The 26659-nt window shown below is 72.8% G+C and carries 31 protein-coding genes; 7 read left to right on the top strand and 24 right to left on the bottom strand.

Annotated features, from left to right (window positions below; translation table 11 throughout):
* Positions 1-219: 219 nt before the first annotated feature.
* The 4 genes from ABT381_RS24255 to hisI all read right to left on the bottom strand — a co-directional run bounded on the left by ABT381_RS24255 (position 220) and on the right by hisI (position 3260).
* Positions 220-456: an HGxxPAAW family protein gene (locus ABT381_RS24255; RefSeq protein ID WP_351598108.1), complete on the bottom strand. Its 237-nt coding sequence runs from the start codon at positions 454-456 to the stop codon at positions 220-222.
* Positions 457-576: 120 nt separating this feature from the next.
* Complete coding sequence (locus ABT381_RS24260; RefSeq protein ID WP_351598111.1) at positions 577-1215, bottom strand: TIGR02234 family membrane protein; 639 nt, start codon at positions 1213-1215, stop codon at positions 577-579.
* Positions 1216-1258: 43 nt separating this feature from the next.
* A complete protein-coding gene (locus ABT381_RS24265) occupies positions 1259-2782 on the bottom strand; it encodes an anthranilate synthase component I (protein WP_351598114.1) in 1524 nt (507 codons plus the stop codon).
* Positions 2783-2870: 88 nt separating this feature from the next.
* A complete protein-coding gene (hisI, locus tag ABT381_RS24270; protein WP_467754638.1) occupies positions 2871-3260 on the bottom strand; it encodes a phosphoribosyl-AMP cyclohydrolase in 390 nt (129 codons plus the stop codon).
* Between the two features lie 211 nt (positions 3261-3471).
* Between hisI and ABT381_RS24275 the strand changes: the two genes are divergently transcribed.
* Entirely contained in the window at positions 3472-4104 is a 633-nt protein-coding gene (locus ABT381_RS24275; RefSeq protein ID WP_351598120.1) for a TIGR03085 family metal-binding protein, read from the top strand.
* A 27-nt stretch (positions 4105-4131) separates the two neighbouring features.
* Here ABT381_RS24275 and ABT381_RS24280 read toward each other — a convergent pair whose 3' ends face one another.
* The 6 genes from ABT381_RS24280 to ABT381_RS24305 form a co-directional block, all read right to left on the bottom strand.
* Positions 4132-5400 carry an ATP-grasp domain-containing protein gene (locus tag ABT381_RS24280; protein ID WP_351598123.1) on the bottom strand — a complete coding sequence of 423 codons (1269 nt, stop codon included), beginning with the start codon at positions 5398-5400 and terminating at the stop codon, positions 4132-4134.
* On the bottom strand, positions 5381-6319 hold the full coding sequence (locus ABT381_RS24285; protein ID WP_351598126.1) for an EamA family transporter: 939 nt from the start codon (positions 6317-6319) through the stop codon (positions 5381-5383). The genes ABT381_RS24280 and ABT381_RS24285 overlap by 20 nt, the downstream gene beginning before the upstream one ends.
* A gap of 8 nt (positions 6320-6327) precedes the next feature.
* Positions 6328-7104, bottom strand: a complete 777-nt coding sequence (locus ABT381_RS24290) for a YggS family pyridoxal phosphate-dependent enzyme (protein WP_351598128.1) — start codon at positions 7102-7104, stop codon at positions 6328-6330.
* Between the two features lie 5 nt (positions 7105-7109).
* The gene (locus ABT381_RS24295; RefSeq protein ID WP_351598131.1) at positions 7110-8123 is read right to left on the bottom strand and encodes a cysteine synthase family protein; all 1014 of its coding nucleotides are present in this window, start codon (positions 8121-8123) and stop codon (positions 7110-7112) included.
* 102 nt (positions 8124-8225) lie between these two features.
* Positions 8226-8792, bottom strand: coding sequence for a phosphoribosyltransferase family protein (locus ABT381_RS24300; protein WP_351598134.1), 567 nt, complete (start codon positions 8790-8792; stop codon positions 8226-8228).
* Positions 8793-9057: 265 nt separating this feature from the next.
* A complete protein-coding gene (locus ABT381_RS24305) occupies positions 9058-9957 on the bottom strand; it encodes a LysR family transcriptional regulator (RefSeq protein ID WP_351598137.1) in 900 nt (299 codons plus the stop codon).
* A 94-nt stretch (positions 9958-10051) separates the two neighbouring features.
* Between ABT381_RS24305 and ABT381_RS24310 the strand changes: the two genes are divergently transcribed.
* The 3 genes from ABT381_RS24310 to ABT381_RS24320 are packed head-to-tail and all read left to right on the top strand — an operon-like array spanning position 10052 to position 13444.
* Positions 10052-10759 (top strand): succinate dehydrogenase, encoded by a 708-nt coding sequence (locus tag ABT381_RS24310; protein WP_351598140.1) that lies wholly within the window; start codon positions 10052-10054, stop codon positions 10757-10759.
* A 1-nt stretch (position 10760) separates the two neighbouring features.
* Positions 10761-12707 carry a fumarate reductase/succinate dehydrogenase flavoprotein subunit gene (locus ABT381_RS24315; protein ID WP_351598143.1) on the top strand — a complete coding sequence of 649 codons (1947 nt, stop codon included), beginning with the start codon at positions 10761-10763 and terminating at the stop codon, positions 12705-12707.
* Entirely contained in the window at positions 12704-13444 is a 741-nt protein-coding gene (locus tag ABT381_RS24320; RefSeq protein ID WP_351598146.1) for a succinate dehydrogenase/fumarate reductase iron-sulfur subunit, read from the top strand. Before ABT381_RS24315 ends, ABT381_RS24320 begins: the two co-directional genes overlap by 4 nt.
* A gap of 131 nt (positions 13445-13575) precedes the next feature.
* Here ABT381_RS24320 and ABT381_RS24325 read toward each other — a convergent pair whose 3' ends face one another.
* The 11 genes from ABT381_RS24325 to hisD are packed head-to-tail and all read right to left on the bottom strand — an operon-like array spanning position 13576 to position 20510.
* Positions 13576-14166, bottom strand: a complete 591-nt coding sequence (locus ABT381_RS24325) for a nitrile hydratase subunit alpha (RefSeq protein ID WP_351598149.1) — start codon at positions 14164-14166, stop codon at positions 13576-13578.
* Positions 14163-14453 carry an SH3-like domain-containing protein gene (locus tag ABT381_RS24330; protein WP_351598152.1) on the bottom strand — a complete coding sequence of 97 codons (291 nt, stop codon included), beginning with the start codon at positions 14451-14453 and terminating at the stop codon, positions 14163-14165. The genes ABT381_RS24325 and ABT381_RS24330 overlap by 4 nt, the downstream gene beginning before the upstream one ends.
* Positions 14446-14715 carry a hypothetical protein gene (locus tag ABT381_RS24335; protein WP_351598155.1) on the bottom strand — a complete coding sequence of 90 codons (270 nt, stop codon included), beginning with the start codon at positions 14713-14715 and terminating at the stop codon, positions 14446-14448. The genes ABT381_RS24330 and ABT381_RS24335 overlap by 8 nt, the downstream gene beginning before the upstream one ends.
* A 50-nt stretch (positions 14716-14765) precedes the next feature.
* Positions 14766-15521, bottom strand: a complete 756-nt coding sequence (gene hisF, locus ABT381_RS24340; protein ID WP_351598158.1) for an imidazole glycerol phosphate synthase subunit HisF — start codon at positions 15519-15521, stop codon at positions 14766-14768.
* A complete protein-coding gene (locus ABT381_RS24345; RefSeq protein WP_351598161.1) occupies positions 15518-15916 on the bottom strand; it encodes a Rid family hydrolase in 399 nt (132 codons plus the stop codon). The genes hisF and ABT381_RS24345 overlap by 4 nt, the downstream gene beginning before the upstream one ends.
* A gap of 15 nt (positions 15917-15931) precedes the next feature.
* Positions 15932-16654 carry a bifunctional 1-(5-phosphoribosyl)-5-((5-phosphoribosylamino)methylideneamino)imidazole-4-carboxamide isomerase/phosphoribosylanthranilate isomerase PriA gene (gene priA, locus ABT381_RS24350; protein ID WP_351598164.1) on the bottom strand — a complete coding sequence of 241 codons (723 nt, stop codon included), beginning with the start codon at positions 16652-16654 and terminating at the stop codon, positions 15932-15934.
* 23 nt (positions 16655-16677) lie between these two features.
* Positions 16678-17328 carry an imidazole glycerol phosphate synthase subunit HisH gene (gene hisH / locus ABT381_RS24355; protein WP_351598189.1) on the bottom strand — a complete coding sequence of 217 codons (651 nt, stop codon included), beginning with the start codon at positions 17326-17328 and terminating at the stop codon, positions 16678-16680.
* Positions 17319-17483, bottom strand: coding sequence for a CG2302 family histidine operon protein (locus ABT381_RS24360; RefSeq protein WP_351598167.1), 165 nt, complete (start codon positions 17481-17483; stop codon positions 17319-17321). Before ABT381_RS24360 ends, hisH begins: the two co-directional genes overlap by 10 nt.
* Positions 17480-18073 (bottom strand): imidazoleglycerol-phosphate dehydratase HisB, encoded by a 594-nt coding sequence (hisB, locus tag ABT381_RS24365; protein ID WP_351598169.1) that lies wholly within the window; start codon positions 18071-18073, stop codon positions 17480-17482. The genes ABT381_RS24360 and hisB overlap by 4 nt, the downstream gene beginning before the upstream one ends.
* Positions 18070-19188, bottom strand: coding sequence for a histidinol-phosphate transaminase (locus ABT381_RS24370; protein WP_351598172.1), 1119 nt, complete (start codon positions 19186-19188; stop codon positions 18070-18072). The genes hisB and ABT381_RS24370 overlap by 4 nt, the downstream gene beginning before the upstream one ends.
* The gene (gene hisD / locus ABT381_RS24375; RefSeq protein ID WP_351598175.1) at positions 19185-20510 is read right to left on the bottom strand and encodes a histidinol dehydrogenase; all 1326 of its coding nucleotides are present in this window, start codon (positions 20508-20510) and stop codon (positions 19185-19187) included. Before hisD ends, ABT381_RS24370 begins: the two co-directional genes overlap by 4 nt.
* 224 nt (positions 20511-20734) lie before the next feature.
* Here hisD and ABT381_RS24380 point away from each other — a divergent pair, with 224 nt between their 5' ends.
* The 3 genes from ABT381_RS24380 to ybaK all read left to right on the top strand — a co-directional run bounded on the left by ABT381_RS24380 (position 20735) and on the right by ybaK (position 23699).
* Complete coding sequence (locus ABT381_RS24380) at positions 20735-22333, top strand: oxidoreductase (RefSeq protein WP_351598178.1); 1599 nt, start codon at positions 20735-20737, stop codon at positions 22331-22333.
* A 76-nt stretch (positions 22334-22409) separates the two neighbouring features.
* Positions 22410-23183 (top strand): LON peptidase substrate-binding domain-containing protein, encoded by a 774-nt coding sequence (locus ABT381_RS24385; protein ID WP_351598181.1) that lies wholly within the window; start codon positions 22410-22412, stop codon positions 23181-23183.
* A 15-nt stretch (positions 23184-23198) separates the two neighbouring features.
* Positions 23199-23699: a Cys-tRNA(Pro) deacylase gene (gene ybaK / locus ABT381_RS24390; RefSeq protein WP_351598184.1), complete on the top strand. Its 501-nt coding sequence runs from the start codon at positions 23199-23201 to the stop codon at positions 23697-23699.
* A gap of 206 nt (positions 23700-23905) precedes the next feature.
* Here the strand turns inward: ybaK and ABT381_RS24395 are convergent, their stop codons facing one another.
* The 3 genes from ABT381_RS24395 to ABT381_RS24405 all read right to left on the bottom strand — a co-directional run bounded on the left by ABT381_RS24395 (position 23906) and on the right by ABT381_RS24405 (position 26539).
* Positions 23906-24601, bottom strand: a complete 696-nt coding sequence (locus tag ABT381_RS24395; RefSeq protein WP_351598187.1) for a hypothetical protein — start codon at positions 24599-24601, stop codon at positions 23906-23908.
* Positions 24602-24696: 95 nt separating this feature from the next.
* A complete protein-coding gene (locus tag ABT381_RS24400; RefSeq protein ID WP_351598192.1) occupies positions 24697-25497 on the bottom strand; it encodes an ABC transporter permease in 801 nt (266 codons plus the stop codon).
* Between the two features lie 70 nt (positions 25498-25567).
* Positions 25568-26539 carry an ABC transporter ATP-binding protein gene (locus ABT381_RS24405; RefSeq protein ID WP_351598195.1) on the bottom strand — a complete coding sequence of 324 codons (972 nt, stop codon included), beginning with the start codon at positions 26537-26539 and terminating at the stop codon, positions 25568-25570.
* Between the last annotated feature and the right edge of the window lie 120 nt (positions 26540-26659).

Consider the following 26659-nt stretch of genomic DNA (forward strand, 5'->3'; position numbering starts at 1 on the left):
CAGCGGGGCCGCGAGGCGGCGCGCCGCGCCGGCGCCTGCGGCCGGTGGCGGGTTCGTCGGGACCACGGGTTCCGTCACGGTTCCGATTGTTCCCCCCTGCGCGCGAAGGCGCAGCTTCCCGGCCGCCGCACGGGCCACTCCGCGCCATGCGCGGGGGCGTGCGGAACGGCTGGGAAACCGCGCCTTCGTCGAGCTACCGGGCCAGGGCCCGTACCGGCGTCAGCTCTGCTGCGCCTGCGGCTGGTTCTTGGAGCGCTTCGGTGCGGAGCCCATGCCCGCGAGGTGCATCAGACCGCCCACGGCCGCGCCCGCCAGGATGAGGACGATGCCGACCCAGAAGCCGGGCACGTTGGCCAGCAGGGTGAAGACGCCCGCGACACAGAAGCCGATGAACGAAATGATGACGCCGGTCCAGGCAGCCGGGGTGTGTCCGTGACCGTGGCCGTTGCTCGACATGAGTGCTCCTCGTTGCTTTCTCGCGCCGGGGTCGGGGCGCGGCGTTCGCTCGGAATCATTGTCCCTGATGCACGGGGTGGGCCCGCCATCGGGTCGTGCGGACCGGTGAAGGGACGTCCGCTAGGCGGTGGGGTCCTCGCCCCGGTCCAGCGACTTCCAGATCTCCTCCGGGCGGTCCAGGTCCGGCTGCTTCGCGGCGCGGCGCGGGCCGCGGGGGCCGCTGCCCGCGCGCTCGTAGCGCCCGGACATCGCGGGCCAGCGCCGCCCGTACACCAGCGCCAGCAGCCCGGCGATCAGCAGCAGCGCGCCGCCGCCCGCTGCCACCCACGGCCAGACGGTGTGCGCGACGTGCTGCACGCCGGCGCCGCTCATGCCGGTGGCGGTGGCGGCCTTGGCCTTCAGCGCGGAGGTATCGGCGTTGCCGAGGACGGCGCCGAGGACGATGCCGGCGCCGCTCAGCGCCAGCAGCGCGGAGACCGCGAGGCGGCCGGCGCCGCGCACGGCGAAGACGGCGACCAGCGCGGCGAGCCCGACCACGGCGAGCGCGCCCGGCACGCCGGTGACGTCCTGGCCCGTCGCCTTCTGCGGCAGCTCGCCCTGGGCGACCACGGCGGTGGCGGTGGCCCAGGTACGGCCGGAGGCGAGCAGGGCCAGTGCGGCGCCGAGCGCTCCCAGGAGGAGCGCTAGGGCGAGGGGTTTGCGCGCGGTGCCGCCTGCGGCGGCGGGGGCGTCGGTGCGGGGCGGGGGTACGGCACTCACACGTACCACTATCGCGTACGTCCCCGACGGCGCGCGGTACGGGTCAGTGACTCAGGTGGTTCGCCGTGTGCACGGCCCGCAGTACCGCCGCTGCCTTGTTGCGGCATTCGGCGTCCTCGGCGTCGGGGTCGGAGTCGGCGACGATGCCCGCGCCGGCCTGGACGTACGCCGTGCCGTCGCGCAGCAGCGCGGTGCGGATGGCGATCGCGGTGTCGGAGTCGCCGGCGAAGTCCAGGTAGCCCACGCAGCCCCCGTAGACGCCGCGCCGGCTGGGCTCCAGCTCCTCGATGATCTGCAGGGCGCGCGGCTTCGGGGCGCCGGAGAGCGTGCCGGCGGGGAAGCAGGCGGTCAGTACGTCGAAGGCGGTGCGGCCCTCGGCGACCTTGCCGGTGACCGTGGACACGATGTGCATGACGTGGCTGTAGCGCTCGATGGACATGAAGTCCACGACCTCGACGCTGCCCGGCTCGCAGACCCGGCCCAGGTCGTTGCGGCCCAGGTCGACGAGCATCAGGTGCTCGGCGCGCTCCTTGGGGTCGGAGATCAGCTCGTCGGCGAGGGCCTGGTCCAGCTGCGGGGTGCCGCCGCGCGGCCGGGTGCCGGCGATCGGGTGCACCATGGCCTGCCCGTCCTCGACCTTGACCAGCGCCTCCGGGCTGGAGCCGACCACGTCGACGCCGCCCTCGAAGCGGAAGAGGTACATGTACGGGCTGGGGTTCGTGGCCCGCAGCACCCGGTAGACGTCCAGCGCGGAGGCCGTGCAGGGGGTCTCGAAGCGCTGGGAGGGGACGACCTGGAACGCCTCGCCGGCCCGGATGCGCTCCTTGATGTCCTCGACCGCGGCCTTGAAGGAGTCGCCGCCCCACTTGGCGGTGTACTCGGGCAGCTCGGAGGCCGGGAGCGCGGCGGCGTTGGAGGGGGCCGGGCGGCTCAGGTCGTACGCCATGGTGTCCAGCCGGGCCACCGCGTCCGCGTACGCCTCGTCGACCCCGGTGTCCAGGTCGTTGTGGTTGATCGCGTTGGCGATCAGCAGGACCGTGCCGTTCCAGTGGTCCAGTACGGCCAGGTCCGAGGTGAGCAGCATGGTCAGCTCGGGGAGCCCCAGCTCGTCCTCGGTGGAGTCGCCGATCTTCTCCAGGCGGCGGACGATGTCGTAGCCGAGGTAGCCGACCATGCCGCCGGTGAAGGGCGGCAGGCCCTGGCCCTCGATGAGGTCGCGCGGGGTGTGCAGCGTCTCGATGGTCTCGCGCAGCGCGGCGAGCGGGTCGCCGCCGGTGGGCACGCCGACCGGCGGGGTGCCGAGCCAGTGGGCCTGCCCGTCGCGCACGGTGAGGGTCGCGGCGCTGCGGACGCCGATGAAGGAGTACCGGGACCAGCTGCGGCCGTTCTCGGCGGACTCCAGGAGGAAGGTGCCGGGGCGCTCCGCCGCGAGCTTGCGGTACAGGCCCACCGGGGTGTCGCCGTCGGCGAGGAGCCGCCGGGTGACCGGGATGACCCGGCGGTCCTTCGCGAGGGTGCGGAAGTTGTCGAGGTCCGGAGTCGCGGTGCCGGTGGTTCCCGTGGTCATGCCAGCGGATCCTAGTAGCGATCAGTGACGTGGGCGGGGCGTGTCCGCGTACTGATCGCCGGCCGGCCGCCCTCCGGACGCCGGCCGGTCACTCCCCGGCGAGCAGCACATCCTCGTCGAAGCAGGTCCGCGCGCCGGTGTGGCAGGCCGCGCCGACCTGGTCGACCTTGACCAGCACGGTGTCCGCGTCGCAGTCCAGCGCGACGGACTTCACGTGCTGGAAGTGCCCGGAGGTGTCGCCCTTGACCCAGTACTCCTGGCGGCTGCGGCTCCAGTACGTGCAGCGCCCGGTGGTCAGCGTGCGGTGCAGCGCCTCGTCGTCCATCCACCCGAGCATCAGCACCTCGCCCGTGTCGTACTGCTGCGCGATGGCCGGGACCAGGCCGTCGGGGGTGCGCTTGAGCCGGGCGGCGATGGCCGGATCCAGCGAGGTGCCGGCGGGGGACGGGGTGGCGGGGCTGCTGCTCATGCCCTCCATTGTGCCGTGCGGCATCATGCGGACATGAACGACCAGTACCCGCCCCCGGACGACGACCGGGTGGCCAAGGTGGCCACGATCGTGGTGTGCGCGGTCTTCGCGGCGGCCGTCCTGGTGATGACGGTGATCCTCGTGCACGGGTGAACGCGGGGTGCGGAAGGGACCGCGCGGCGTCATGGCACGGGCGGCGGGGCGGCCGTAGGGTGAGGCCATGTCGACCCATGCCAAGCGTGAACGACTTCTTCTCGCCGACCTGTTGGAGAGCGCGGGGCCCGACGCGCCGACGCTGTGCGAGGGCTGGACCGCCCGTGACCTGGCCGCCCATGTGGTGGTGCGCGAGCGGCGCGCGGACGCGGCCGGCGGCCTGGTGATCAAGCCGCTGGCGTCCCGGCTGGAGCGGGTGCAGTCCGAGTTCGCCGCCAAGCCGTACGAAGAGCTGATCCGGCTGATCAGGACCGGGCCGCCGCGGCTGTCGCCGTACTCCCTCAAGCAGATCGACGAGGCGGCGAACACGGTGGAGTTCTTCGTGCACACGGAGGACGTGCGGCGCGCCGCGCCGGACTGGACGCCGCGCGAGGTGGGCGCCGTCCTCGCCGACGCCCTGTGGTCCCGCATCGAGCGGATGGCCCGGGTGCTGGGGCGGAAGGCCCCGGTGGGCGTGGTGGTGCGGCGCCCGGACGGGCAGACCGCGGTGGCGCACCGCGGCACGCCGGTGGTCACGGTCACCGGCGAGCCGGGCGAGCTGACGCTGTTCCTGTTCGGGCGGCAGAACGCCGCCAAGGTCGAGCTGGACGGCGACAAGGAGGCCGTGGCACGGCTGCAGGAGGCCAAGCTGGGGCTGTAGCCCCGGCCGGATTTCGGACCGGGGCGGTCAGGCCGGGCGGGCGTCCGGCCCGGCCGCCCCGGTCTCGTACAGGCCCGTCTCCTCCAGCGCGCGCAGCCGCCGGTAGTCCGTCTCGATCTGCCGCGGGTCGCGGTGGACGAGGTAGCAGACGCCGGGCGAGGTGAGCGAGTCGACGGTGGGCGCGAGGCGGTCACCGACCGCGACGGAGAGATGGTGCCCCGCGTACGAGGGCAGCGCGCGGATCTCGTCGAAGCGGGCCAGGGAGACCAGCCGGCCACCGCGCGGGGAGATCAGGGAGACGTAGCGCAGCGGGGTGCGCGGCCGGGCCGGGCGGTCCGTGAGCGCCATGAAGGCGGCCGGGTCGGCGCAGGCCAGCGCGGTCAGCGCGACGTGGTCGGTGCCGAAGCAGCGGCTGACCACGTCGGGCAGGATGCTGCCGGCGAGCCGGGCGCCGGTCTCGATCAGTACCGGTCCCTCGTCGGTGAGCATGATCTCGGAGTGCGCCGGTCCGTTGCGGATGCCGAGGGCGTCCAGGACGCCGAGGAGGTACGGGCGAAGCGCGGCGGTGGCCGGGTCGCGCGCGGACACCGGCTCCTCGTAGTCGTAGACCGGGGCGCCGCCGCGGCCCGGTCGCTTGTGGTAGCGCCAGATCTCGGCGATGTGGTGGCGGCCCGCCACGCTGACGGTGTTGGCGAAGTACTCGGTGCCGGACAGGTGTTCCTGGACGACGACGGTGCGATTGCGGGCACCGGTGAAGTTCACCGAGCGCAGGATGTGGTCGAATGCGGTGCACAGCTCCACCGGACCGGCGCAGAAGAAGACGTTGTCGGTGCCGGCGCTGTCGGCGGGCTTGACCACCACGGGCCAGCGGCCGTGCGAGCGGGCCCAGGCCAGGGCGGTGTCGAAGCGGTGGGTGCGCAGCGTGTCGGGCGCGCGCAGCCCGTGTGCCCGCACGGCCCCGGCCATCTCGTACTTGTCGCGGCGCACGCGGCGGGCGTCGATGACGTTGCCGGGCAGGCCGAGCCGGGCGGAGAGGGCGTCGGCGAGGTCCACGCCGGTCTCGTTGCCGGGCAGGACACGCGCTGCCGCATACGGGCGTACTGCGGTGACCAGGGCGTCCAGGTCGCCCCGGTACAGGAACCGGTCGGCGACCGCCTCGTGCGGGAAGGGGGTGCGCAGCAGGCGGTCCGCGATGCCGGGCGCGCTGTCGATGTGGACCGTGGTGACGCCGTGCGCGGCCAGCGCGGCGGGCAGGAACCGGCCGCTGGAGTAGGCGTCAACTACCAGGCAGTGCATGGATCTTCTTGCCTTCCTGGGCCGCGGCGGCCGGGGGCGCGCCCCGGCGGGCGAGCAGCCCGAGCCCGATGAGGACGGTGATGACGGCAATGCCGACGGCGGAGGGCACCGAGAACGTCAGCCGCGCGTCGGCGAGTTGGAGGAGGAGGGTCAGGGCGGGCGCGAGGGCGCAGACCATGGCGGCGGTCACCGGGGTCACCCGGCGCACGCCGATCTGCACGAGGACGGCCGGTATGCCGACGCCGATGACGGCGACCACCGCGCCGGGCAGCAGCGCCGCGCCCAGCCGGGCGGTGTCCCCGGTGCCGGCGAGCAGCCAGCCGGCCGCGGTGACCAGGCCGAAGCGCAGGCCCATGACGGTGGGGACGTCGACCCCGGCGGCGCCCAGGCGGGCGGAGAAGACGACATTGGCCGCCCCGCCCGCGCCGGAGGCGACCGCGGCGCACACGCCGAGCGCCATGATCCCGGCGGCCCGGTCGCCGACGCCGCTGCGGCCGTCCAGGGAGGCCCAGACCAGCCCGGCGAGGGCGAGCACGATGCCGAGAGCGGCGAGGAGTTCGCCGGGCAGCACGCGGTCCCCGCGCCACCACAGGTACTGGAGCAGCACGGTGCAGGCGGGGCCGATGGCGATCGAGACGACGTTGGCGACGGCCGGCTCCATGAGCTTGAGCGCGTAGAGCAGGGACAGCCAGGTCACCGCGGTGGTGACGTTGAGGACGAGCAGGTCGGCGGCGTGCGCCCGGGCCACGGCGAGGAGCCGGGCCGGGCGCACCCGCAGCAGCGTCAGGCCGCAGAAGAAGGCGCCGGTGAGGGTGAAGGCGACCGCGGCGACGCTGCCGGGGTCGAGGTGCTGGAGCCGCTGCGCGGCGAACACGTCCACCAGCGCGGAGAACAGGGCGAAGACGAACAGTGCGGCCACGGCGCTCCCTAGCGCGCGTCCGGCGGGCCGCCGGCGCGCCGCGGGCGGGGCCCGAAGAGCGCCCGGCCCACCCGGACCAGCGTCGCGCCCTCCGCCACCGCGGCCTCGAAGTCGGCGCTCATGCCCATGCTGAGCTGGGTCAGGCCGTGCGCGGCGGCGAGCGAGCGGAGCAGCCGGAAGTGCGGGCGCGGGTCGCGGCCGTACGGCGGCAGGCACATCAGGCCGACGACGGGCAGCCCGCACACGTCCCGGCACTCCTTGAGGAGGGCGTCGGCGGCCTCCAGCGGTACGCCGCTCTTGTGCGGCTCGTCGGCGGTGTTGACCTGGACGAAGCAGTCGGGCCTGCGCCCGGTGCGGGCCATGGCGGCGGCGAGGGCCGCGGCCAGCCGCGGGCGGTCCACGCTGTGCAGGACGTCGAAGCCGGTGACGGCCGCCGCGGCCTTCTTGGTCTGCAGCGGGCCGACGAGGTGCAGCCGGGCGTCCGGGTGGCGGGTGCGCAGCGGCGGCCACTTGGCGCGGGCCTCCTGGACCCGGCTCTCCGCGAAGTCGCGCTGCCCCGCGTCGAGCGCTGCGGCGACGAGGTCGCGCGGGTGGTACTTGCTGACCGCGACGAGCTTCACGGAGCCGGGCTCGCGGCCGGCGCGCCGGCAGGCCTCGTCGAGGCGGCGGGTGAGCACGGCGAGGCGCGCGGCGGGGTCCGGGGCAGGTCCCGCGTCGGGTCGGTGGCTGTCCGGGAGGCCGCTGTCGGGCGCGGTGCGGTCGGGTGCGGTGCGGTCGTCGGTCATGGCGTTCACTCCGCCCCTTCGGCCGCGTACGGCGCGTCGTCCTCGGCCCCGTGCGGCGCGTCGTCGGTGGCGTACCGCGCGTACCGGCCGTCCCAGACGCTGAAGTACTTCCAGGCGGAGTCGAACAGCACGGTGATCACGACGGCGTCCGGGGGCAGCGTGCGGGCGAGCCGCCGCGCGGCGAAGACGTTGCCGCCCGCCGTGGGCCCGACGCACAGGCCCTCCTGCTCGATCAGCTGCTTCATGGCCGTCCAGCCGTCGTCCCCGCTGATCAGCTCGACCTCGTCGACGAGTTCCTCGCGCAGATTGGCGGGGACCTTGCCGGGGCCGAGGCCCATCAGGTTGTGCGTGTGGTGGGTGAAGGGCAGGCCGTGCCGCTTGGCGTACAGGGCGGCCGAGCGGTCGACCTCGACGGCGGTGCTGCGCAGCCCCGGGTGGGCGGCCTTGAGGACGTCCGCGATGCCGGTGAAGGTGCCGCCGGTGCCGATGGAGCAGACGAACCGGTCGGGGACCAGGCCCAGCGCGTCGAGCGCGGTGACGATCTCGGTGCCGCAGGAGCGCCAGGCGCGCCAGTTCAGCTCGTTGGCGGACTGGTCCAGGTAGTGGCTGCCGGGGTGCGCGGCGACGTACCGGCGGGCGGTCTCCTCGCCTTCGAGGAGGAAGCCGTCCGGGTCGGTCTCGATGACGGTGCCGCCGAAGGAGGCGATCTGCCTGCGGCGCTCCTCGGTCATCCCGGCGGGCATGACGATGACGACGCGGTAGCCGCGGTCCCGGCCGACCCGGGAGAGCGCGGCGCCGCCGTTTCCGGTGGAGCATTCGACCAGGGTCATTCCCGGGGCGATCGTGCCGGCCCGTTCCAGCTCGTCGAGCATGAACGTGAAGACCCGGTCCTTGTGACTTCCGGTGGGATTGCGGAACTCGCACTTGGCGAATATCCGCGCGGCCCCCGGCTCGGCAGTGCTGCGTAGTTCGTACAATTCCGTGTGCCCGATTTCGGCACCGTGCACAGATGCACTCACGTGCGGTTCCCCCGAACCCGTACTGGACAGCTCGATGAAATACGTGAAGAAGAAAAGCCCGGACCCCGCCAGGACGTGACGGTCATCAGGACGTGACCGTCGTCAGGACATGACGACGACGCGCCCGGTCCGTTCGTCGACGGCGATCCGGATGACGGACTTGACCGTGATGCCGAAGCGCGCGGCGACCTTTTCCCGGCCGCCGTTCTCGGGCTTCTCCACGGCCACGACGACCTCGCCGACCCGGGCGCCGGCCGCCTGCACGGCCTCGATCAGGGCGATCAGGGTGCCGCCGGTGCTGATCGTGTCGTCCACGATCGTCAGCCGGTCGCCCGGCTCGATGCCGTTGACGTAGAGCGTCCCCTGGAAGTACTCGCTGTCGATGGGCACCGGGACGGACCGGTCGCCGAGGTCGTAGGTGTACCAGCGGGCGACCGCGAGCGGCAGCCCCGCGGCGAGCGAGAGCGCCCCGCCGAGAAAGGCGCCCTTGTCCTCCTCGACAAGAATCTTGTCGGCGTCGAAGTCGCCGAGCGCGAGCATCCGCCCCGCGGCTTCCGCGAGGACTTCCGGGCGCAGCGCGGGCGATTGGTCCGTGAATTCGTTCACGGTGGTCAGATGGCGCCCCGACTTTACGGTGGGCGCGCCCGCGTAGACCTCTTCGAGCAGCATGCGATGTTCTCCCCCGTTGATTCCCCCGATTGCCGGCCGCGTGCTGCCGGACGGCAAGTGAGGCATTGGTACCGCGGCGCCCGGCCGGCGGGCAATGGCGTGCCCGCATTGTGCGTGGAAACCGCCGGTCGCGCGCCGCGCGGATATTCCGCACGCGCCGCGCGGCCTCCCGTCACCAGGCAGGGCCGCCCCTTCGGCCGTACGGCAATATCACGTCGTACTGGCCAAAAACCGCTCCCGTACTGGTGGGCACGCCGGGGCGGGTTCAGCCGTCCGCCGTCCCGGGTGCCAGGTGGCGTACGAGAATGCGCTGCAGCTCGCGGGCCGCGCGGGGCGGCGAGACGTCGGCGCGGTGCGCGACGGAGATGTTGCGGTGCAGGCCCGGCGCGGCGAACGGGGTGGAGCGCAGCCCGGCCCGCTCGGCGACCATGCTGGGCACGACGGCGCTGCCGAGCCCCGCCCGCACGAAGCCGAGCACCGCGTCCATCTCGCCGCCCTCGACGGTGAAGACCGGCTCGAAGCCGGCCGCGCGGCACGCGGCCACCGTGAATTCCCGCAGGTCGTAGCCGCGCCGGAACATCACCAGCGGATGGTCGCGCAGATCGTCGACGCGGAGGTACTTGCGGCGCACGGGCGGCGGCGCGTCCGGCGCGGAGACCACGACCAGCTCCTCGCGCAGCAGCTCGGCGGTGGTCAGTGCGGGGGCCTGCACGGGCAGCGGGGTGATGACGAGGGCGAGGTCCAGCTCGCCGGCGGCCAGTACCCGCACCAGGTCCTGCGAGCCGCTCTCGTGCACCTGGAGGTCGACGCCCGGGTAGCGGTCGTGGAAGGCGCGGAGCACGTCGGGGACGACGGAGGCGCACAGGCTGGGCGGGGCGCCGAGCCGCAGCCGGCCGCGGCGCAGCCCGGCGACCTCCTGGACCTCGCGGCGGGCGGTGTCGGCGTCGGCGAGGATGCGGCGCGCGAACGGCAGCAGCGTCTCGCCCGCGTCGGTGAGCGTGATGTGGCCGCGCGCCCGGTGGAACAGCTCGGCGCCCAACTCCCGCTCCAGGGACCGGATCTGCTGGGAGAGCGAGGGCTGTGCGACGTGTTCCTGCTCGGCCGCGCGGGTGAAGTGCCGGGTGTCGGCGACGGCCGCGAAATAGCGGAGCTGCTGCAGCTGCATGCGGCCAGGATAGTGGCTCGATAGGCAGCAGCTATGGAGATGAGCCGCACCATGTCTTGGACTGATGGCTTATCGCGTCCCTACCGTCGTGCCCATGGCAGTGGACACCCGGACGGACCGACGGCCGTCCTCCTACGCGGGCATCCTGTGGCACTCGACCGTCGGCAAGAAGACGGCGATGGCCGTCAGCGGCATCGTGATGCTGCTGTACTTGGTCGCCCACATGCTGGGCAACCTCAAGATCTTCTTCGGAGCCGCCGAGTTCGACGGTTATGCCCACTGGCTGCGCACCATCGGCGAGCCCTTCCTGCACCACGAGTGGTTCCTGTGGATCGCCCGGGTCGTGCTGCTGGCCGCCGTGGTCGTGCACGCGGTCGCCGCGTACCAGCTCAGCCGCCGCGACATCGCCGCGCGCCCGCAGAAGTACGTGCACAAGAAGAAGCGCGCCAGCTACGCCACCCGCACCATGCGCTGGGGCGGGATCATCCTCGGCCTCTTCATCGTCTGGCACATCCTGGACCTGACGACCCTGACGGTGAACCCCGAGGCCTCCCCCGGCCACCCGTACGCCAACGTCGTCGCCACCTTCTCCACCTGGTACGGCAACGTCATCTACATCGTCGCGATGCTCGCGCTCGGCCTGCACATCCGGCACGGCTTCTGGAGCGCGGCCCAGACCCTCGGCGCCAACCGGCCAGGGCGCGACCGGGTCCTCAAGGCCGTGGCGAACGTCCTCGCGCTCGTCCTGACCGTCGGTTTCGTCGCCGTCCCCGTATCCGTGATGACCGGAGCAGTGAGCTGACGTGAGCACCTACACCGAGTACCGGACCGGCGAGCCCGTCGCCGACACCAAGGCCCCGGACGGCCCGATCAACGAGCGCTGGGACCGCCGCCGCTTCGAAGCGAAGCTGGTCAACCCCGCCAACCGGCGCAAGCACACCGTCATCGTCGTCGGCACCGGGCTGGCCGGCGGCGCGGCCGGCGCCACCCTGGCCGAACAGGGCTACCACGTCGTGCAGTTCTGCTACCAGGACTCGCCGCGCCGGGCCCACTCCATCGCCGCGCAGGGCGGCATCAACGCGGCGAAGAACTACCGCAACGACGGCGACTCCGTCCACCGCCTCTTCTACGACACGGTCAAGGGCGGCGACTTCCGGGCGCGCGAGTCCAACGTGCACCGGCTCGCCCAGATCTCGGTCGAGATCATCGACCAGTGCGTGGCCCAGGGCGTGCCCTTCGCCCGCGAGTACGGCGGCCTGCTCGACACCCGCTCCTTCGGCGGCGTCCAGGTCTCCCGTACGTTCTACGCCCGCGGCCAGACGGGCCAGCAGCTGCTGCTCGGCGCATACCAGGCGCTGAGCAGGCAGATCGCGGCCGGCACGGTCGAGATGCACCCGCGTACCGAGATGCTCGACCTGATCGTCGTCGACGGCCGGGCCCGCGGCATCGTGGCCCGCGACCTGCTCACCGGCCGCATCGACACCTACTTCGCGGACGCGGTGGTGCTGGCGAGCGGCGGCTACGGCAACGTCTTCTACCTCTCCACCAACGCCAAGAACTCCAACGCCACCGCGATCTGGCGGGCGCACCGGCGCGGCGCGTACTTCGCCAACCCCTGCTTCACCCAGATCCACCCCACGTGCATCCCGCGCTCCGGCGACCACCAGTCCAAGCTGACGCTGATGAGCGAGTCGCTGCGCAACGACGGCCGCATCTGGGTGCCCAAGGCCAAGGGCGACACCCGCCCGCCGGCCGAGATCCCCGAGGACGAGCGCGACTACTACCTGGAGCGCATCTACCCCGCCTTCGGCAACCTCGTCCCCCGCGACATCGCCTCCCGCGCCGCGAAGAACGTCTGCGACGAGGGCCGCGGCGTCGGCCCCGGCGGCCAGGGCGTCTACCTGGACTTCGCGGACGCCATCGCCCGGCTGGGCAGGAAGGCGGTCGAGGAGAAGTACGGCAACCTCTTCGACATGTACGCGCGCATCACGGCGGAGGACCCGTACACCACGCCCATGCGCATCTACCCGGCCATCCACTACACGATGGGCGGCCTCTGGGTCGACTACGACCTGCAGACCACCGTGCCCGGGCTCTTCGCCATCGGCGAGGCCAACTTCTCCGACCACGGCGCGAACCGCCTCGGCGCCTCGGCCCTCATGCAGGGCCTGTCCGACGGCTACTTCGTCCTCCCCGCCACCATCAACGACTACCTCGCCCGGCACCCGCACGAGGAAGTCCCCGCCGACCACCCGGCCGTCACCGAGGCCGTCACCTCCGTCACCGACCGCCTCTACCGCCTCCTCTCCAACAACGGCGACCGCACCCCGGACTCCTTCCACCGGGAGCTGGGCGAGCTGCTGTGGGAGGAGTGCGGCATGGCCCGCACGGAGACCGGCCTGCGCAAGGCACTGGACCGCATCCCGTCCCTCCGAGAGGAGTTCTGGCGCCGCATCAAGGTCCCGGGCTCCGGCCAGGACCTCAACCAGTCGCTGGAGAAGGCCAACCGGATCGCCGACTACTTCGAACTCGCCGAGCTGATGTGCCTGGACGCGCTGCACCGCAGCGAGTCCTGCGGCGGCCACTTCCGCGAGGAGAGCCAGAGCGAGGGCGGCGAGGCCGAACGCCGGGACGAGGAGTTCTCCTACGCGGCGGCCTGGGAGTTCACCGGTACCGGCGAGGCGCCCGTGCTGCACAAGGAGCAGCTCGACTTCGAGTACGTCCACCCCACCCAGCGGAGCTACGCGTGAACCTCACCCTGCGCATCTGGCGCCAGTCCGGCCCCGATTCCGCGGGCCGCATGACCGAGTACGACGTGCGGGACATCTCCCCCGAGATGTCCTTCCTCGAAATGCTCGACACGCTCAACGAAGAGCTGATCCTGCGCGGCGACGAGCCGGTGGCCTTCGACCACGACTGCCGGGAGGGGATCTGCGGCGCGTGCGGCATGGTCATCAACGGCCAGGCGCACGGCCCGGAGCGGACCACCACCTGTCAGCTGCACATGCGGCACTTCGACGACGGCGACACGATCGACATCGAGCCGTGGCGCGCCTCGGCGTTCCCCGTCGTCAAGGACCTGGTCGTGGACCGTACGGCCTTCGACCGGATCATCGGCTCCGGTGGCTACATCACGGCCCCGACGGGCAGCGCGCCCGAGGCGCACGCCACGCCGGTGCCGAAGCCGGCCGCCGACACCGCCTTCGAGCACGCGGAGTGCATCGGCTGCGGCGCGTGCGTCGCGGCCTGCCCCAACGGCTCGGCGATGCTCTTCACCTCCGCCAAGGTCGTCCACCTCAACTCCCTGCCGCAGGGCGCCCCGGAGCGCGAGTCCCGGGTCCTGGACATGGTCGGGCAGATGGACGACGAGGGCTTCGGCGGCTGCACGAACACCGGCGAGTGCGCGACGGCCTGCCCGAAGGGCATCCCGCTGTTCAGCATCACCAAGATGAACCGCGAGTTCGTGCGCGCGGCACGCAAGGCGTGACCGCGTGAGGTGACACAGACCGGCGCCGCGGCGGCAACCGACGCTCCGCAGCCGCGGCGCCCCGAAGCGGTGGCGGGCACGTGCGGCGCCCGCCATCCTCGCGGGGCGGGCCGTGCGGTGGCCCGCCCCGCTCAGACCGCGGCGGTCCCGATGAGACCCTCCCTGGTGACGAGCCGGGCGAGCGCCTCCTCGTCCAGGCCCTCCGTGCCGTCGGGCCGCCGCGGCAGCACCATGTACCGGCTCTCCGCGCTGGAGTCCCAGACGGTGACCGTGACGTCCTCGGGCAGTGCGAGCCCGAACTCCGCCAGGACGGACCGCGGATCGCGCACCACCCGCGACCGGTACGCCTCGCTCTTGTACCAGGACGGGGACGGCCCCAGCAGCCCGATCGGGTAGCACGAACACAGCGTGCAGACGAGGACGTTGTGCTCCGTCTCGGTATTCGCCACGACCTTCAGGCGCTGTTCCTGAATGCCGCCGGCCATCGACAGCCCGACCTCCGGCAGCGCCGTGTTGGCGTCCGCCAGCAGCCGTTCCCTGAAGCCCGGGTCCGTCCAGGCGCGGGCCACCACCCGCGCGCCGTTGACCGGCGAAGCGCCGTTCAGCAGCGTGGTCAGGATCGCGTCGAGCTGGTCGTCGCCGACCACCCCGGCCTCGACCAGCCGCTCCTCCAGGCGGCGCACCCGCACCGCCACCGTGCTGCTCGCATGTTCGCCGCTCACGCCCGCTCCTCCGCTGCCTCTGCCTGCTCCAGGTACGACTCCCAGAGGTCCACCGTGACCTCGTGCGTGCCGGCGCCCCACAGCTCCCGGGCCGGGAAGGCGACGGTGTAGACGGTCTCCACGCGCGGCTCGGCGACTCCGGCGGCGCGCTCGTCGGCGAGCGGCCAGCGGCCCTGCGCCTCCACGACCCGCCCGGTGTGCCCGCGCACGTACCGCGGCGCCCGCGTGTGCCCCTCGGGGTCGACGGACCGCACGCGCACCGGCTGGCCCACGGCGAAGTCACTCATCGCCGAGCACCTTCCGCTCGGCGACCAGCGTCTCGATGGCGTGCAGCCACCGCTCGTAGTACGAAGCGGCCAGATACTCGGCGGGCGCCATCCGCTCCACGGCGTCCCGGAACTCGTCCAGCGTGTAGACCCCGCCGCGTACCAGCGCCATGTTCAGCGCGTACACCCGCGCCTCCCAGTCCGCGTGGAAGGCCGGCTCCTCCGCCTCGATCCGCAATGCGCCGAACCCGGTCTGCCCGCCCACGTCGTTGACTCGACTCATGCGCCGAGCCTACGGCGGCGAGGGGCGGCCGACCAGGAGATTCGGCCGCGTCAGCGGACCGGGTGGCCCGTTTCCCTGAGGGCGTTCTTGACCTCGGCGATGCGCAGGTCGCCGAAGTGGAAGACGGAGGCGGCGAGGACGGCGTCGGCGCCGGCGTCGACGGCCGGGGGGAAGTCGGCGAGCTTGCCGGCGCCGCCGGAGGCGATGACCGGGATGGTGACGTGCTTGCGGACGGCGGCGATCATCTCGGTGTCGTAGCCGTCCTTGGTGCCGTCGGCGTCCATGGAGTTCAGCAGGATCTCGCCGGCGCCGAGCTCGGCGGCGCGGTGGGCCCACTCGACGGCGTCGATGCCGGTGCCGCGGCGGCCGCCGTGGGTGGTGACCTCGAAGGACCCGGATTCCGTACGGCGCGCGTCGACCGAGAGGACCAGGACCTGGCGGCCGAAGCGTTCGGCGATCTCGCGGATCAGCTCGGGGCGGGCGATCGCGGCGGTGTTGACGCCGACCTTGTCGGCGCCCGCGCGCAGCAGCTTGTCGACGTCCTCGGGGGTGCGGACGCCGCCGCCGACGGTGAGCGGGATGAAGACCTGCTCGGCGGTGCGGCGGACCACGTCGTAGGTGGTCTCGCGGTTGCCGGAGGAGGCGGTGATGTCGAGGAAGGTCAGCTCGTCGGCGCCCTCGTCGCCGTAGATCTTGGCCATCTCGACGGGGTCGCCGGCGTCGCGGAGGTTCTGGAAGTTCACGCCCTTGACGACCCGGCCGTTGTCGACGTCCAGGCAGGGGATGACTCGGACCGCCAGCGTCATGTGCTCGGCACCTCTCTGAAAGCTTCTAGTTCTACTTGGACCAGGATGCGCGGGTCGACGAAGCCCGTGACCACGACGACGGTCGTGGCGGGGCGGACCGCGCCGAAGAGCTCCTGGTGGGCCCGCCCCGCCTCGTCGATGTCGCGGGTGTGGGCGAGGTAGACGCGGGTGCGGACGACCGCGTCGGCGTCGAGGCCGAACTTGGCGAGGGCGTCGATCGCCCGGTGGAAGGCGACCCGCGTCTGCTCGTACGGATCGCCCTCGCCGTACAGGACCGTGCCGTCGAACGGCGTCGTGCCCGAGACGAAGACACGGTCACCGGCCGCGACGGCGCGCGCCGCCCCGAACGCCTCTTCATAGGGTCCTTCACCAGGCACGCGCCGTACGTCGGTCATCGGTCCGTCTCCCTGCTAGCGGGTGGCCTCCAGGGCCTCTTCCAGGGTGAACGCCTTGGCGTACAGGGCCTTGCCGACGATCGCGCCCTCCACTCCCTCGGGCACCAGCGTCGCGATGGCGCGCAGGTCGTCGAGGGAGGAGACGCCGCCGGAGGCGACGACGGGCCGGTCGGTCGCGGCGCAGACGTTCTTCAGCAGCTCCAGGTTGGGGCCCTGCAGCGTGCCGTCCTTGTTGATGTCGGTGACGACGTACCGGGCGCAGCCCTCGGCGTCCAGCCGGGTCAGCGTCTCGTACAGGTCGCCGCCGTCGCGGGTCCAGCCGCGGCCGCGCAGCGTCGTGCCGCGCACGTCCAGGCCCACCGCGATCTTGTCGCCGTGCTCGGCGATGATCTTGGCGACCCACTCGGGGTTCTCCAGGGCCGCGGTGCCGATGTTGACGCGCGTGCAGCCGGTGGCCAGCGCCGCGGCCAGCGAGTCGTCGTCGCGGATGCCGCCGGACAGCTCGACCTTGATGTCCATGGAGCGGGCGACCTCGGCGATCTGCGCGCGGTTGTCGCCGGTGCCGAAGGCGGCGTCCAGGTCGACCAGGTGCAGCCACTCGGCGCCCGACTGCTGCCAGGCCAGCGCGGCCTGCAGCGGGTCGCCGTAGGAGGTCTCGGAGCCGGACTCGCCGTGCACGAGGCGGACGGCCTGGCCGTCACGGACGTCGACGGCGGGCAGCAGTTCGAGCTTGTTCACAGCACTCACAGAACTCTCAGCGCTCACAGGGAATCGATCCAGTTGGTCAGGAGCCGGGCACCGGCGTCGCCGGACTTCTCGGGGTGGAACTGGGTGGCCCACAGTGGCCCGTTCTCCACGGCGGCCACGAAGGGCTCGCCGTGCGTGGCCCAGGTGACCTGCGGCGCGCGCATGGCGGGGTTGCTGACCTCCAGCTCCCAGTCGTGCACGGCGTAGGAGTGCACGAAGTAGTAGCGCTCGTCGGCGTCCAGGCCGGCGAAGAGCCGCGAGTCCTGCGGCGCCTCGACGGTGTTCCAGCCCATGTGCGGCACGACGTCGGCCTTGAGCGGGCCGACCGTGCCGGGCCACTCGTCCAGGCCTTCGGTCTCCACGTCGTGCTCGATGCCGCGGCCGAAGAGGATCTGCATGCCGACGCAGATGCCCATGACGGGGCGCCCGCCGGCCAGCCGGCGGCCCACGACCCAGTCGCCGCGCGCCTCGCGCAGCCCCTGCATGCAGGCCGCGAAGGCGCCGACGCCGGGCACCAGCAGCCCGTCGGCGTTCATGGCGGTGTCGTAGTCGCGGGTCACCTCGACGTCGGCGCCGACATGGGCCAGCGCCCGCTCGGCGGACCGGATGTTGCCGAAGCCGTAGTCGAAGACGACCACTTTCTTACGCGGCGTGCTCAATTCCAGACCTCCAGCCGCACGATGCCCGCGGCGAGACACAGCACCGAGCCGATGGCCAGTACCGCGATCAGGCTCTTGGACATCTTCTGCTTCCAGAAGGAGAAGACCCCGCCGAGCAGGAAGAGGCCCACCAGGATGAAGACCGTCGAGAGACCGTTCACAGCGCGCCCTTCGTGGAGGGCAGGATGCCGGCCGCGCGCGGGTCCCGCTCGGAGGCGTACCGCAGCGCCCGGGCCAGCGCCTTGAACTGGCACTCCACGATGTGGTGCGCGTTGCGCCCGTACGGCACGTGGACGTGCAGCGCGACCTGCGCCTGCGCGACGAAGGACTCCAGGATGTGCCGGGTCATCGTCGTGTCGTACGTGCCGATCATCGGCGCGATGTTCTCGGGCTCGGTGTGGACCAGGTACGGGCGGCCCGAGAGGTCGACCGTGACCTGCGCGAGCGACTCGTCCAGCGGGACCGTGCAGTTGCCGAAGCGGTAGATGCCCACCTTGTCGCCGAGGGCCTGCTTGAAGGCGGCGCCCAGCGCGAGCGCGGTGTCCTCGATGGTGTGGTGGGTGTCGATGTGCAGGTCGCCGTCGGTCTTCACGGTGAGGTCGAACAGACCGTGCCGGCCGAGCTGGTCGAGCATGTGGTCGTAGAAGCCCACGCCGGTCGAGACGTCGACCTGTCCGGTGCCGTCGAGGTCGATCTCGACGAGGACCGAGGTCTCCTTGGTCTTGCGCTCGACGCGTCCTACGCGGCTCATGCGCCTGTCTCCTTCATGATCGCGCGCACCGCATCGAGGAACGCGTCGTTCTCGGCCGGGGTGCCGGCGGATACCCGCAGCCAGCCCGGCACTCCGTTGTCACGGACCAGGACGCCCTGGTCGAGGATGGCCTGCCAGGCGGTGTGCTGGTCGTCGAACCTGCCGAACTGCACGAAGTTGGCGTCGGAGTCGACGACCTCGCAGCCGATGGCTCGCAGCTCACTGACGATGCGGTCCCGCTCGGTCTTCAGCTGCTCGACGTACTTCAGCAGCGTATCGGTGTGCTCCAGGGCCGCCAGCGCGGTGGCCTGGGTGACCGAGGAGAGGTGGTACGGCAGGCGTACGAGCTGCACGGCGTCGACCACGGCCGGGTCGGCGGCGAGGTAGCCCAGGCGCAGCCCGGCCGCGCCGAACGCCTTGGACATCGTCCGGGAGACGACCAGGTTCGGCCGGCCCTCGATCAGCGGGAGCAGCGAGGGGTGGTGGCTGAACTCGCCGTACGCCTCGTCGACGACCACGAGCGCCCCGGCGGTGTCCGCCTTGGCGGCCTGCGCGGCCTCGTACAGCGCCAGCACCGTTTCCGCTGCCACGGCCGTGCCGGTCGGGTTGTTCGGCGAGCAGACGAAGACCACGTCGGGCCTGCGCTCGGCGATGGCCTTCTTCGCGGCCTCGACGTCGATGGTGAAGTCGTCGTTGCGCGGCCCCGAGATCCACTCCGTGCCCGTGCCGCGCGAGATCAGGCCGTGCATCGAGTACGACGGCTCGAAGCCGATGGCGCTGCGCCCTGGACCGCCGAAGGTCTGCAGCAGCTGCTGGATGACCTCGTTGGAACCGTTGGCGGCCCAGACCTGGTCCTTGGTGACCTCGTGGCCGCCGGTGCGGGAGAGGTACCGGGCCAGCTCGGTGCGCAGCTCGACCGCGTCCCGGTCCGGATAGCGGTTCAGGTCGCGGGCCGCCTCGGTGACCCGCTCGGCGATCCGCCGCACCAGCGCCTCGGGCAGTGGGTACGGATTCTCGTTGGTGTTCAGGCGTACGGGCACGTCCAGCTGAGGGGCGCCGTACGGGGACTTGCCGCGCAGCTCGTCCCGGATGGGGAGATCGTCGATGCCGGTCACTTGCTGCCGGGAACCTTCCAGTCGAACCTTGCCTTGATCGCCGCGCCGTGCGCCGGGAGGTCCTCGGCCTCGGCGAGGGTCACCACGTGGTGGGCGACCTCGGCCAGTGCGTCGCGGGTGTAGTCCACGACGTGGATGCCGCGCAGGAAGGACTGCACGGACAGGCCCGAGGAGTGGCACGCGCAGCCGCCGGTGGGCAGCACGTGGTTCGAGCCCGCGCAGTAGTCGCCGAGCGAGACGGGCGCGTACGGGCCGACGAAGATCGCGCCGGCGTTGCGGACCCGCGCGGCCACCGCTGCGGCGTCCTCGGTCTGGACCTCCAGGTGCTCGGCGCCGTAGGCGTCCACGACCTTCAGGCCCTCGTCCAGGCCGTCGACCAGCACGATCGCGGACTGCCGGCCGGCGAGCGCGGGGATGATCCGGTCCTCGACGTGCCGGGTCGCGCGGACCTGCGGCTCCAGCTCCTTCTCGACCCGCTCTGCCAGCTCCTCCGAGGCGGTGACCAGGACGGCGGCGGCCATCGGGTCGTGCTCGGCCTGGCTGATCAGGTCGGCGGCGACGTGCGCCGGGTCCGCGGTGTCGTCCGCGAGGATCGCGATCTCGGTGGGGCCGGCCTCGGAGTCGATGCCGATGCGGCCCTTGAGCAGGCGCTTCGCGGCGGCGACGTAGATGTTGCCGGGGCCCGTGACGAGATTGACCGGCAGGCAGTCCTCGGTGCCGTACGCGAACATCGCGACCGCCTGGGCGCCACCGGCCGCGTACACCTCGTCCACGCCCAGCAGGGCGCAGGTGGCCAGGATCGTCGGGTGCGGCAGGCCGCCGAAGTCGGCCTGCGGCGGCGAGGCGATCGCCAGCGACTCGACGCCGGCCTCCTGCGCCGGGACGACGTTCATCACCACGGACGAGGGGTAGACCGAGCGGCCACCGGGCACATACAACCCGACCCGCTCGACCGGCACCCACCGCTCGGTGACCGTGCCGCCCGGCACGACCTTCGTCGTCACATCCGTACGCCGCTGCTCACGGTGGACCGTGCGGGCCCGCTTGATGGACTCCTCAAGAGCGGCCCGGACCGCCGGGTCCAGCTCCGCCAGCGCGGTCCGCAGCGCCTCGGCGGGCACCCGCACCCGCTCGATCTCGACCCGGTCGAACCGATGGGCGTACTCGATCAGCGCAGCCGTGCCACGATGGCGCACGTCCTCGCAGATGGGCCGCACCTTCTCCAGGGCGGCTTCCACGTCGAACTCGGCACGGGGCAGCAGGTCGCGCAGGGCGCCGCCCTCGGGGAGGGCGTCACCGCGCAGATCGATTCGGGAGATCACCCCTCCAGTGTCTCAGACGCGCTGCCGGTGTCCGCCGCCCGTATCAATCGGTGATACGCAATGCCTGAGGTGATCCTGACCACGGGAGTTCACCGGGTCACCCAGCGGGAATGGGGTTCCGTGGGGTGCCGGGGAGCACGGGGGCACGCGTGGGTCGCCCGGTACGTACGGAGAGACGGCGGTGCCCGGTACGGCGCCGCCGGGAACGAGAGGGGGAGGCCGCGGTGAGTGACCCCACCGACGGCGACGCGCCGCCGGAGCTGGATCTGACCTCGGCGGAATGGAGCCTGTGGCAGGCGTTCCGCAACGGCAGCACGTGCGATCTGCGCACCGACGACCCGGCGCGCAACGATCCGCACGCCCGCCACGAGTGGGGCCCCGAGCGCACGGTACGCGCCCGGATCATCGCGCTCCTGCTGCTGAACGGCCCGCCGGCCCAGCCCGGCCGGGTCTCCGCGCTGAAGCTCACCGGCGCGTACATCACCGACTCCCTGGACGTCGCGGGCGGCACTATCGAGCCATTTGTGGAGCTGCGCGACTGCCGCTTCGAGAGCGAGATCGTCCTCCCCGAGAGCCGCTTCACGACGCTGCGGATGGTCAACTGCGCCATCCCCCGGCTGGAGGCCGCCCGCCTGCACACCGAGGGTGACCTGCATCTGCCGCGCTGCATCGTCCAGCGCGGCATCCGGCTCACCGACGCGCACATCGGCACGGACCTCATGCTCAACCAGGTCGTGGTGCACAAGGACCGGCGTGGCCGGTCCCTCACCGCCGACGGCCTGACCGTGGCCCAGGACCTGCAGGCCGAGATGATGGAGTCGTACGGCGAGCTGACGCTGCGCGGCGCCACCATCGGCGTGTCGCTGAGCCTGCGCGGCAGCCGGCTGAGCAATCCCTACGGCCGCCGGGCGCTGAACGCCCCGCAGCTCACCGTGGAGCGCACGCTGTACCTCACCGCCGCCGGCCTCTCCGGCTCGGTCTCCAGCTCCGCCACGCCCCCTTACGGCATCACCACGACCCCGGCGCGCGGCACCCGTATGCAGCGCTTCGAGTGCGAGGGCGGCATGCGGCTGGACGACGGCCGCTTCGGGGACGCCGTCGACCTGGACCAGGCGCGCTTCATCCTGGAGTCCGACCAGGAACTGTCCATGCGCCGCATCCAGACCCCTGAGCTGCGCTTCCTGGGCGAGCGCCCGCAGCGCGGCCGGGTCATCCTCTCCGGCGCCCGGGTCGTGAACCTCGTCGACAAATCGACCAGCTGGCCCGGCCTGGGCGGCCTGTGGATGGCCGGTTTCGCCTACGAGACCCTGATCCCGCGCGGCCACTTCCCGCTCTCCCTGCGCCTGCAGTGGGTGGCGGCCGCCACGCCCGAGTACGCGCCCGAGCCGTACGAGATGCTCGCCACGGCGCTGCGCCGCAGCGGTGAGGACTCCGACGCGCGCGAGGTGCTCCTCGCCAAGCAGCGCAGACGCCGCGAAACGCTGCCGCTCGCCGCGAAGTCCTGGGGCTTCCTCCAGGACTGGACGGTGGCCTACGGATACCGCCCGGGCCGCGCCGCCGTCTGGATGGCCGTCCTGTGGGCGGTGGGCACGGTGTTCTTCTCGCAGAACCCGCCCCACGCCCTCAAGCCCGGCGAGACCCCCCTCTGGAACCCCTACCTGTACTCCCTCGACCTGCTGCTGCCGGTCATCGACCTGAACCAGGACAGTTACTGGCGCCCGGAAGGCGGCTCCCAGTGGGCCGCCGCGATCATGATCATGGCGGGCTGGGTGCTGGCCACCACGGTCGCCGCCGGTGCCTCGCGGCTGCTCCGTCGCCAGTAGACCGCTGGGGCCGGGAAACACTCCTGTGACGCCCGGCCCCTCCCGGGGCGCCGCCGACCATTTAGGCTTACGGGCTGTGACCTCCGTGCGCCTACCGCTCTTCCCGCTGAACACGGTGCTGTTCCCGGGCCTCGTGCTTCCGCTGAACGTCTTCGAAGCGCGGTACCGAGCGCTGATGCGGGACCTCCTCGACCTCCCGGAGGACGAGCGCCGCTTCGGAGTCGTCGCCATCCGGGACGGCCGCGAGGTCGCCGCCACCGCTCCCGGTATGCCCGACAGCACCGCCCTGCCCGACAAGGGCGCGGCGGCCGGCTTCGGTGCCGACCCGATCCGCGCCTTCCACCCCGTCGGCTGCGTCGCGGACGCGGCGACCATCCAGGAGAAGGGCACCGCCCCGGGCCCGGCCCCCGAAGGCAGCGACGAGAACACCGCCTACGAGGTGCTGACCACCGGCACCACCCGCTTCCGGCTGCTCTCCGTCGACGCCTCCGGGCCCTACCTCACCGGCGAGATCGAGCCGCTGGAGGAGGAGGAAGGGGACGGCGCGGGCGCCCTCGCCGCCGGCGTGGAGCGCGCGTTCCGCACGTACCAGAAGAAGCTGGCCTGGGCGAACGAGCGCACGGTGACCAGCTCCCAGGAGCTCCCGGACGACCCCGCCGTGCTGTCCTACCTCGTGGCCGCCGCGACCGTCCTGGACGTGCCGCGCAAGCAGCAGCTCCTGGAGGCCGAGGACACCGCGTCCCGTCTCGCGCAGGAGCTGAAAATGCTGCGCCAGGAGACCGCGGTGATCGGTAAGCTCCCGTCGCTGCCGGCCGTGGACCTCACCCGGCAGCCGACCAGCCCGAACTGACACGAGGCCGAGACGTTGGCGAAGAAGTCCAAGAACGGCAAGCAGGGCGGCACTCCCGCCACGGTCGCCCTGACCGAGGCGGGCGTCCCCTTCACCACGCACGCCTACGCGCACGACCCGGCCACCGCCTCGTACGGCGAGGAGGCCGCCCAGGCCCTCGGTGTCTCCCCCGACCAGGTCTTCAAGACGCTGCTGGCGGACGTCGACTCCGTCCTGACCGTGGCCGTCGTCCCCGTCTCCGGCTCACTGGACCTCAAGGCCCTCGCGGCGGCGGTCGGCGGCAAGCGCGCCACAATGGCCGACCCCGCGCTCGCCGAGCGCACCACGGGCTACGTACGCGGCGGCATCTCTCCCCTGGGCCAGCGCAAGAAGCTCCGCACGGTGCTGGACTCCTCGGCCGAGGCGCTGGCGACGGTCTGCGTCTCGGCGGGCCGCCGCGGCCTGGAGGTCGAACTCGCCCCCGAGGACCTGGCGAGGCTCACCGACGCGGTCTTCGCGCCGATCGGCCGGGCCTGAGCGGCCGAGTACGGCCGACGAGCACCCTTTACGCCGTCCGTCACCGGGACTAGTACCGCTGGGGAGCCCACTCACGGAGGAGGCCCCCGTGTCGAAGAAGACCCGCAAACGGAAGTGGCGCATCAAGAAGGGCCGCGCGAACCACGGCCGCCGCCCGGCGTAGCACCACAGCCCGGCCCACGACCGCGCGCCGCGGCCCCGGGACGTCAGTCCCTCGGCGGCTGCGGCGCGTGCCAGTCCGGCTCGAACGGCTCGGGGTCGCGGGGCCCGAACATCCCCGTCAGCAGCAGCTGTCCCAGCGCCGCCCCGATCGGCCAGGCCAGCAGCGCGCCCTTGGCCTGCAGCCGCAGCGGCGCGTCGAAGGCCACGCCCTTGCCGACCGCCTTGGCGTGCGCCACCACGTCCTGCTCCGGCCCCAGCAGCATCCCCAGCCGCCAGGCGAGCACCGAACCGAGCAGCCCGCCGACCACCAGCGCCACCACCAGCGGCACACCGCCGCGCCGCCGGCACAGGAAGACGACCGCCGCGCTCAGCACGCCCAGCGCCAGCCCGAGGAGCATGAACGTGCCGTCGGCGCCGATCGACTCCTCGCCCTCGGCGTTCTTCAGGTAGACGGCCCTGCCGTCCGAGATCAGCGGCACATGCGGCGCCAGCCAGGCCCACAGCACGCCGAGCAGCGCCCCGCACACGGTCGTGACCAGCACGATCAGCAGGGCTTCCCGCAGCTCGGTGCGGAGTCCGGGGCCGTCGTCCCCGTCCAGGGGGCGGGCACCGGGCCCGCCGTACTCCTGTGGGGGCGTCGGCACGGGGTCCTCCTCGGTCGCGGGCCAGGCCCATGGGGCGCGGGTGTCCCCCGGCTGCTGGTTCGACGGACGGTCGGGCGGTGTCAGCGGTGCACTCACCCCGCCATCGTGCCAGGTCCCGGCCGCGCCACCGGCGGCAGGACGGTCCCGCGGCCCGGTCGGCCCGGCCGGCTCGCCCGGCCCGCTCCCCCGGGTCACCGCACGGCCGCCCGGCGGTACGCCCACGTCGCCACGGCCAGCGAGAGCACCCCGACCGCGGCGCACACGCCCAGGTCGGCGCAGATCAGCAGCCAGTCGGGGTGCGGCGCGAAGCTGTGCGCCAGCGCCTCCACGCCGTACGTGGAGGGCAGCAGGTCGCGCGCGTAGTCGATGACGGCGGGCAGCCGGTCGGCCGGCAGCACGCCCAGCAGCAGCGCCGCCGACATGCCCAGCTGGCCCAGGAGCGTGGCCAGTTCCTGGCGGGGCGCGAGCAGCCCGAGCGCGGCGCCCAGGCCCGAGAGCGCCGCGCCGGAGAGCGGGATGACGGCGGCGAGTACCCAGAGGTTCGTCAGCGGCAGCTGGAAGAGGACGCTGCCGGCCACCGCGGTGACCACCGCGCCGGGCACGGTGAAGGAGGCGTACGCGCCCGCCGCGCCCAGCACCACGGCCGCCGGCGGCACCGGAAGCGTGGCGTAGTGGTCCAGGCCGCCGCCGGCCCGCAGCTGACCGAAGTACTGCGCGAGCAGGTTCAGCGCCACGAACGCCACGACCAGCACGCTGGACCCGGACACCACGGCCCGCGCCTCGTCGGGCCCGTCCGCGACGCCGCGCATCAGGACCATGATGCCGACGGACTGGAAGGTGGCGACGAACAGCAGCGGGATGCGGGCGACCCGGGCCCGGGAGAGCTGCGCGCGGTAGACGGCGGCCAGCGCCGGGCGCAGCCGCGCGCGCGGCGCCAGCTCGGCCGGTGCCGGGACACCGCCGGTCCCGGCACCGGCTCGCTCGCCGGTCACCGCCTCCGCAGAAGCCGCAGAAACCACACTCACGCCGCGCCGCTCCTCTTCCGTTCCGGCCGGGCCGCTCTCACGCCTTCACCAAGCCTTCCTCAGTCCGCCCGCCGAGTGCGAGGTAGACATCCTCCAGGCTGGGCGTGGCGAGCGTGAAATCGTCCAGGGCGGCGAAGGCGGGCCCGCCGGTGACCGCGGCCACCGCGGCCCGGGCCTCGTCCGGTGCCAGCCGCAGCGTCCAGCGCCGCCCGTTCGCGCGCGCGTGCTCGCCGAGCCGGGCGACCTCGGGCACGTCCAGCGGGGGGCGGTCGCGCCAGACCAGTTCCACGCGTACTTCCTCGCCGACCATTTCCTTCAGGCCGCCGGGCGTGTCGCAGGCGATGACCCGGCCGCGGTCGATCACCGCGACCCGGTCCAGTACGGTCTCCGCCTCCAGGACGTTGTGGGTGACGAGCAGGACGGTGGCGCCGCGCTCGGCGCGCCGCCGGTCCACGGCCGACCACACCGCGCGCCGCGCGACGGGGTCCATGCCGGTCGTCGGCTCGTCCAGGACCAGCAGCGGGCGCTCGCCCACGAGTACGGCGGCGAAGCAGGCCAGCCGCCGCTGGCCCCCGGACAGCTTCTTCAGCGGGCTGCCGGCGATCTTGCCGAGCCCCAGTTCGTCGAGGACGGCGTCCCGCTCGCCGCGCGCCGTGCGGGTGTCCAGGCCGCGCAGCCGGCCGGTGGTCTCCACGGCCAGCGCGACGGTCAGCTCGTCCAGCGCGGTGGACTCCTGGCCGAGGTAGGCCAGCAGCCGGGCGGCCCGCTCGGGGTGGCGCACGATGTCGTGGCCGAGCACGGTGACGCTGCCGGAGTCCGGCCGCAGCAGCCCGGTGAGCTGCCGTACCAGAGTGGACTTGCCCGCGCCGTTGGGGCCCAGCAGCCCGAAGATCTCGCCGCCCCGGATGTCCAGGGCGATCCCGTCGCTGGCCCGTACGGCGGGCACGTCGGCAGCGCCGCGGCGCCCGCGCACCGCGGGATAGGTCTTGACCAGATCCCGCACGGCCACGGCGGTCCCGCCGCCCGCGGCCTGATTTGTGCCCGTTTTTGTGCCCGTCCTCACGAGGAACGAGGGTACGCGCCCGTCGTCGGCCCGCCGCCCGCGGGGCGTCCGCCGGCCGGCGCGGTC

The sequence above is a fragment of the Streptomyces sp. NPDC000151 genome, from assembly GCF_040301705.1.
Lineage (GTDB): Bacteria > Actinomycetota > Actinomycetes > Streptomycetales > Streptomycetaceae > Streptomyces.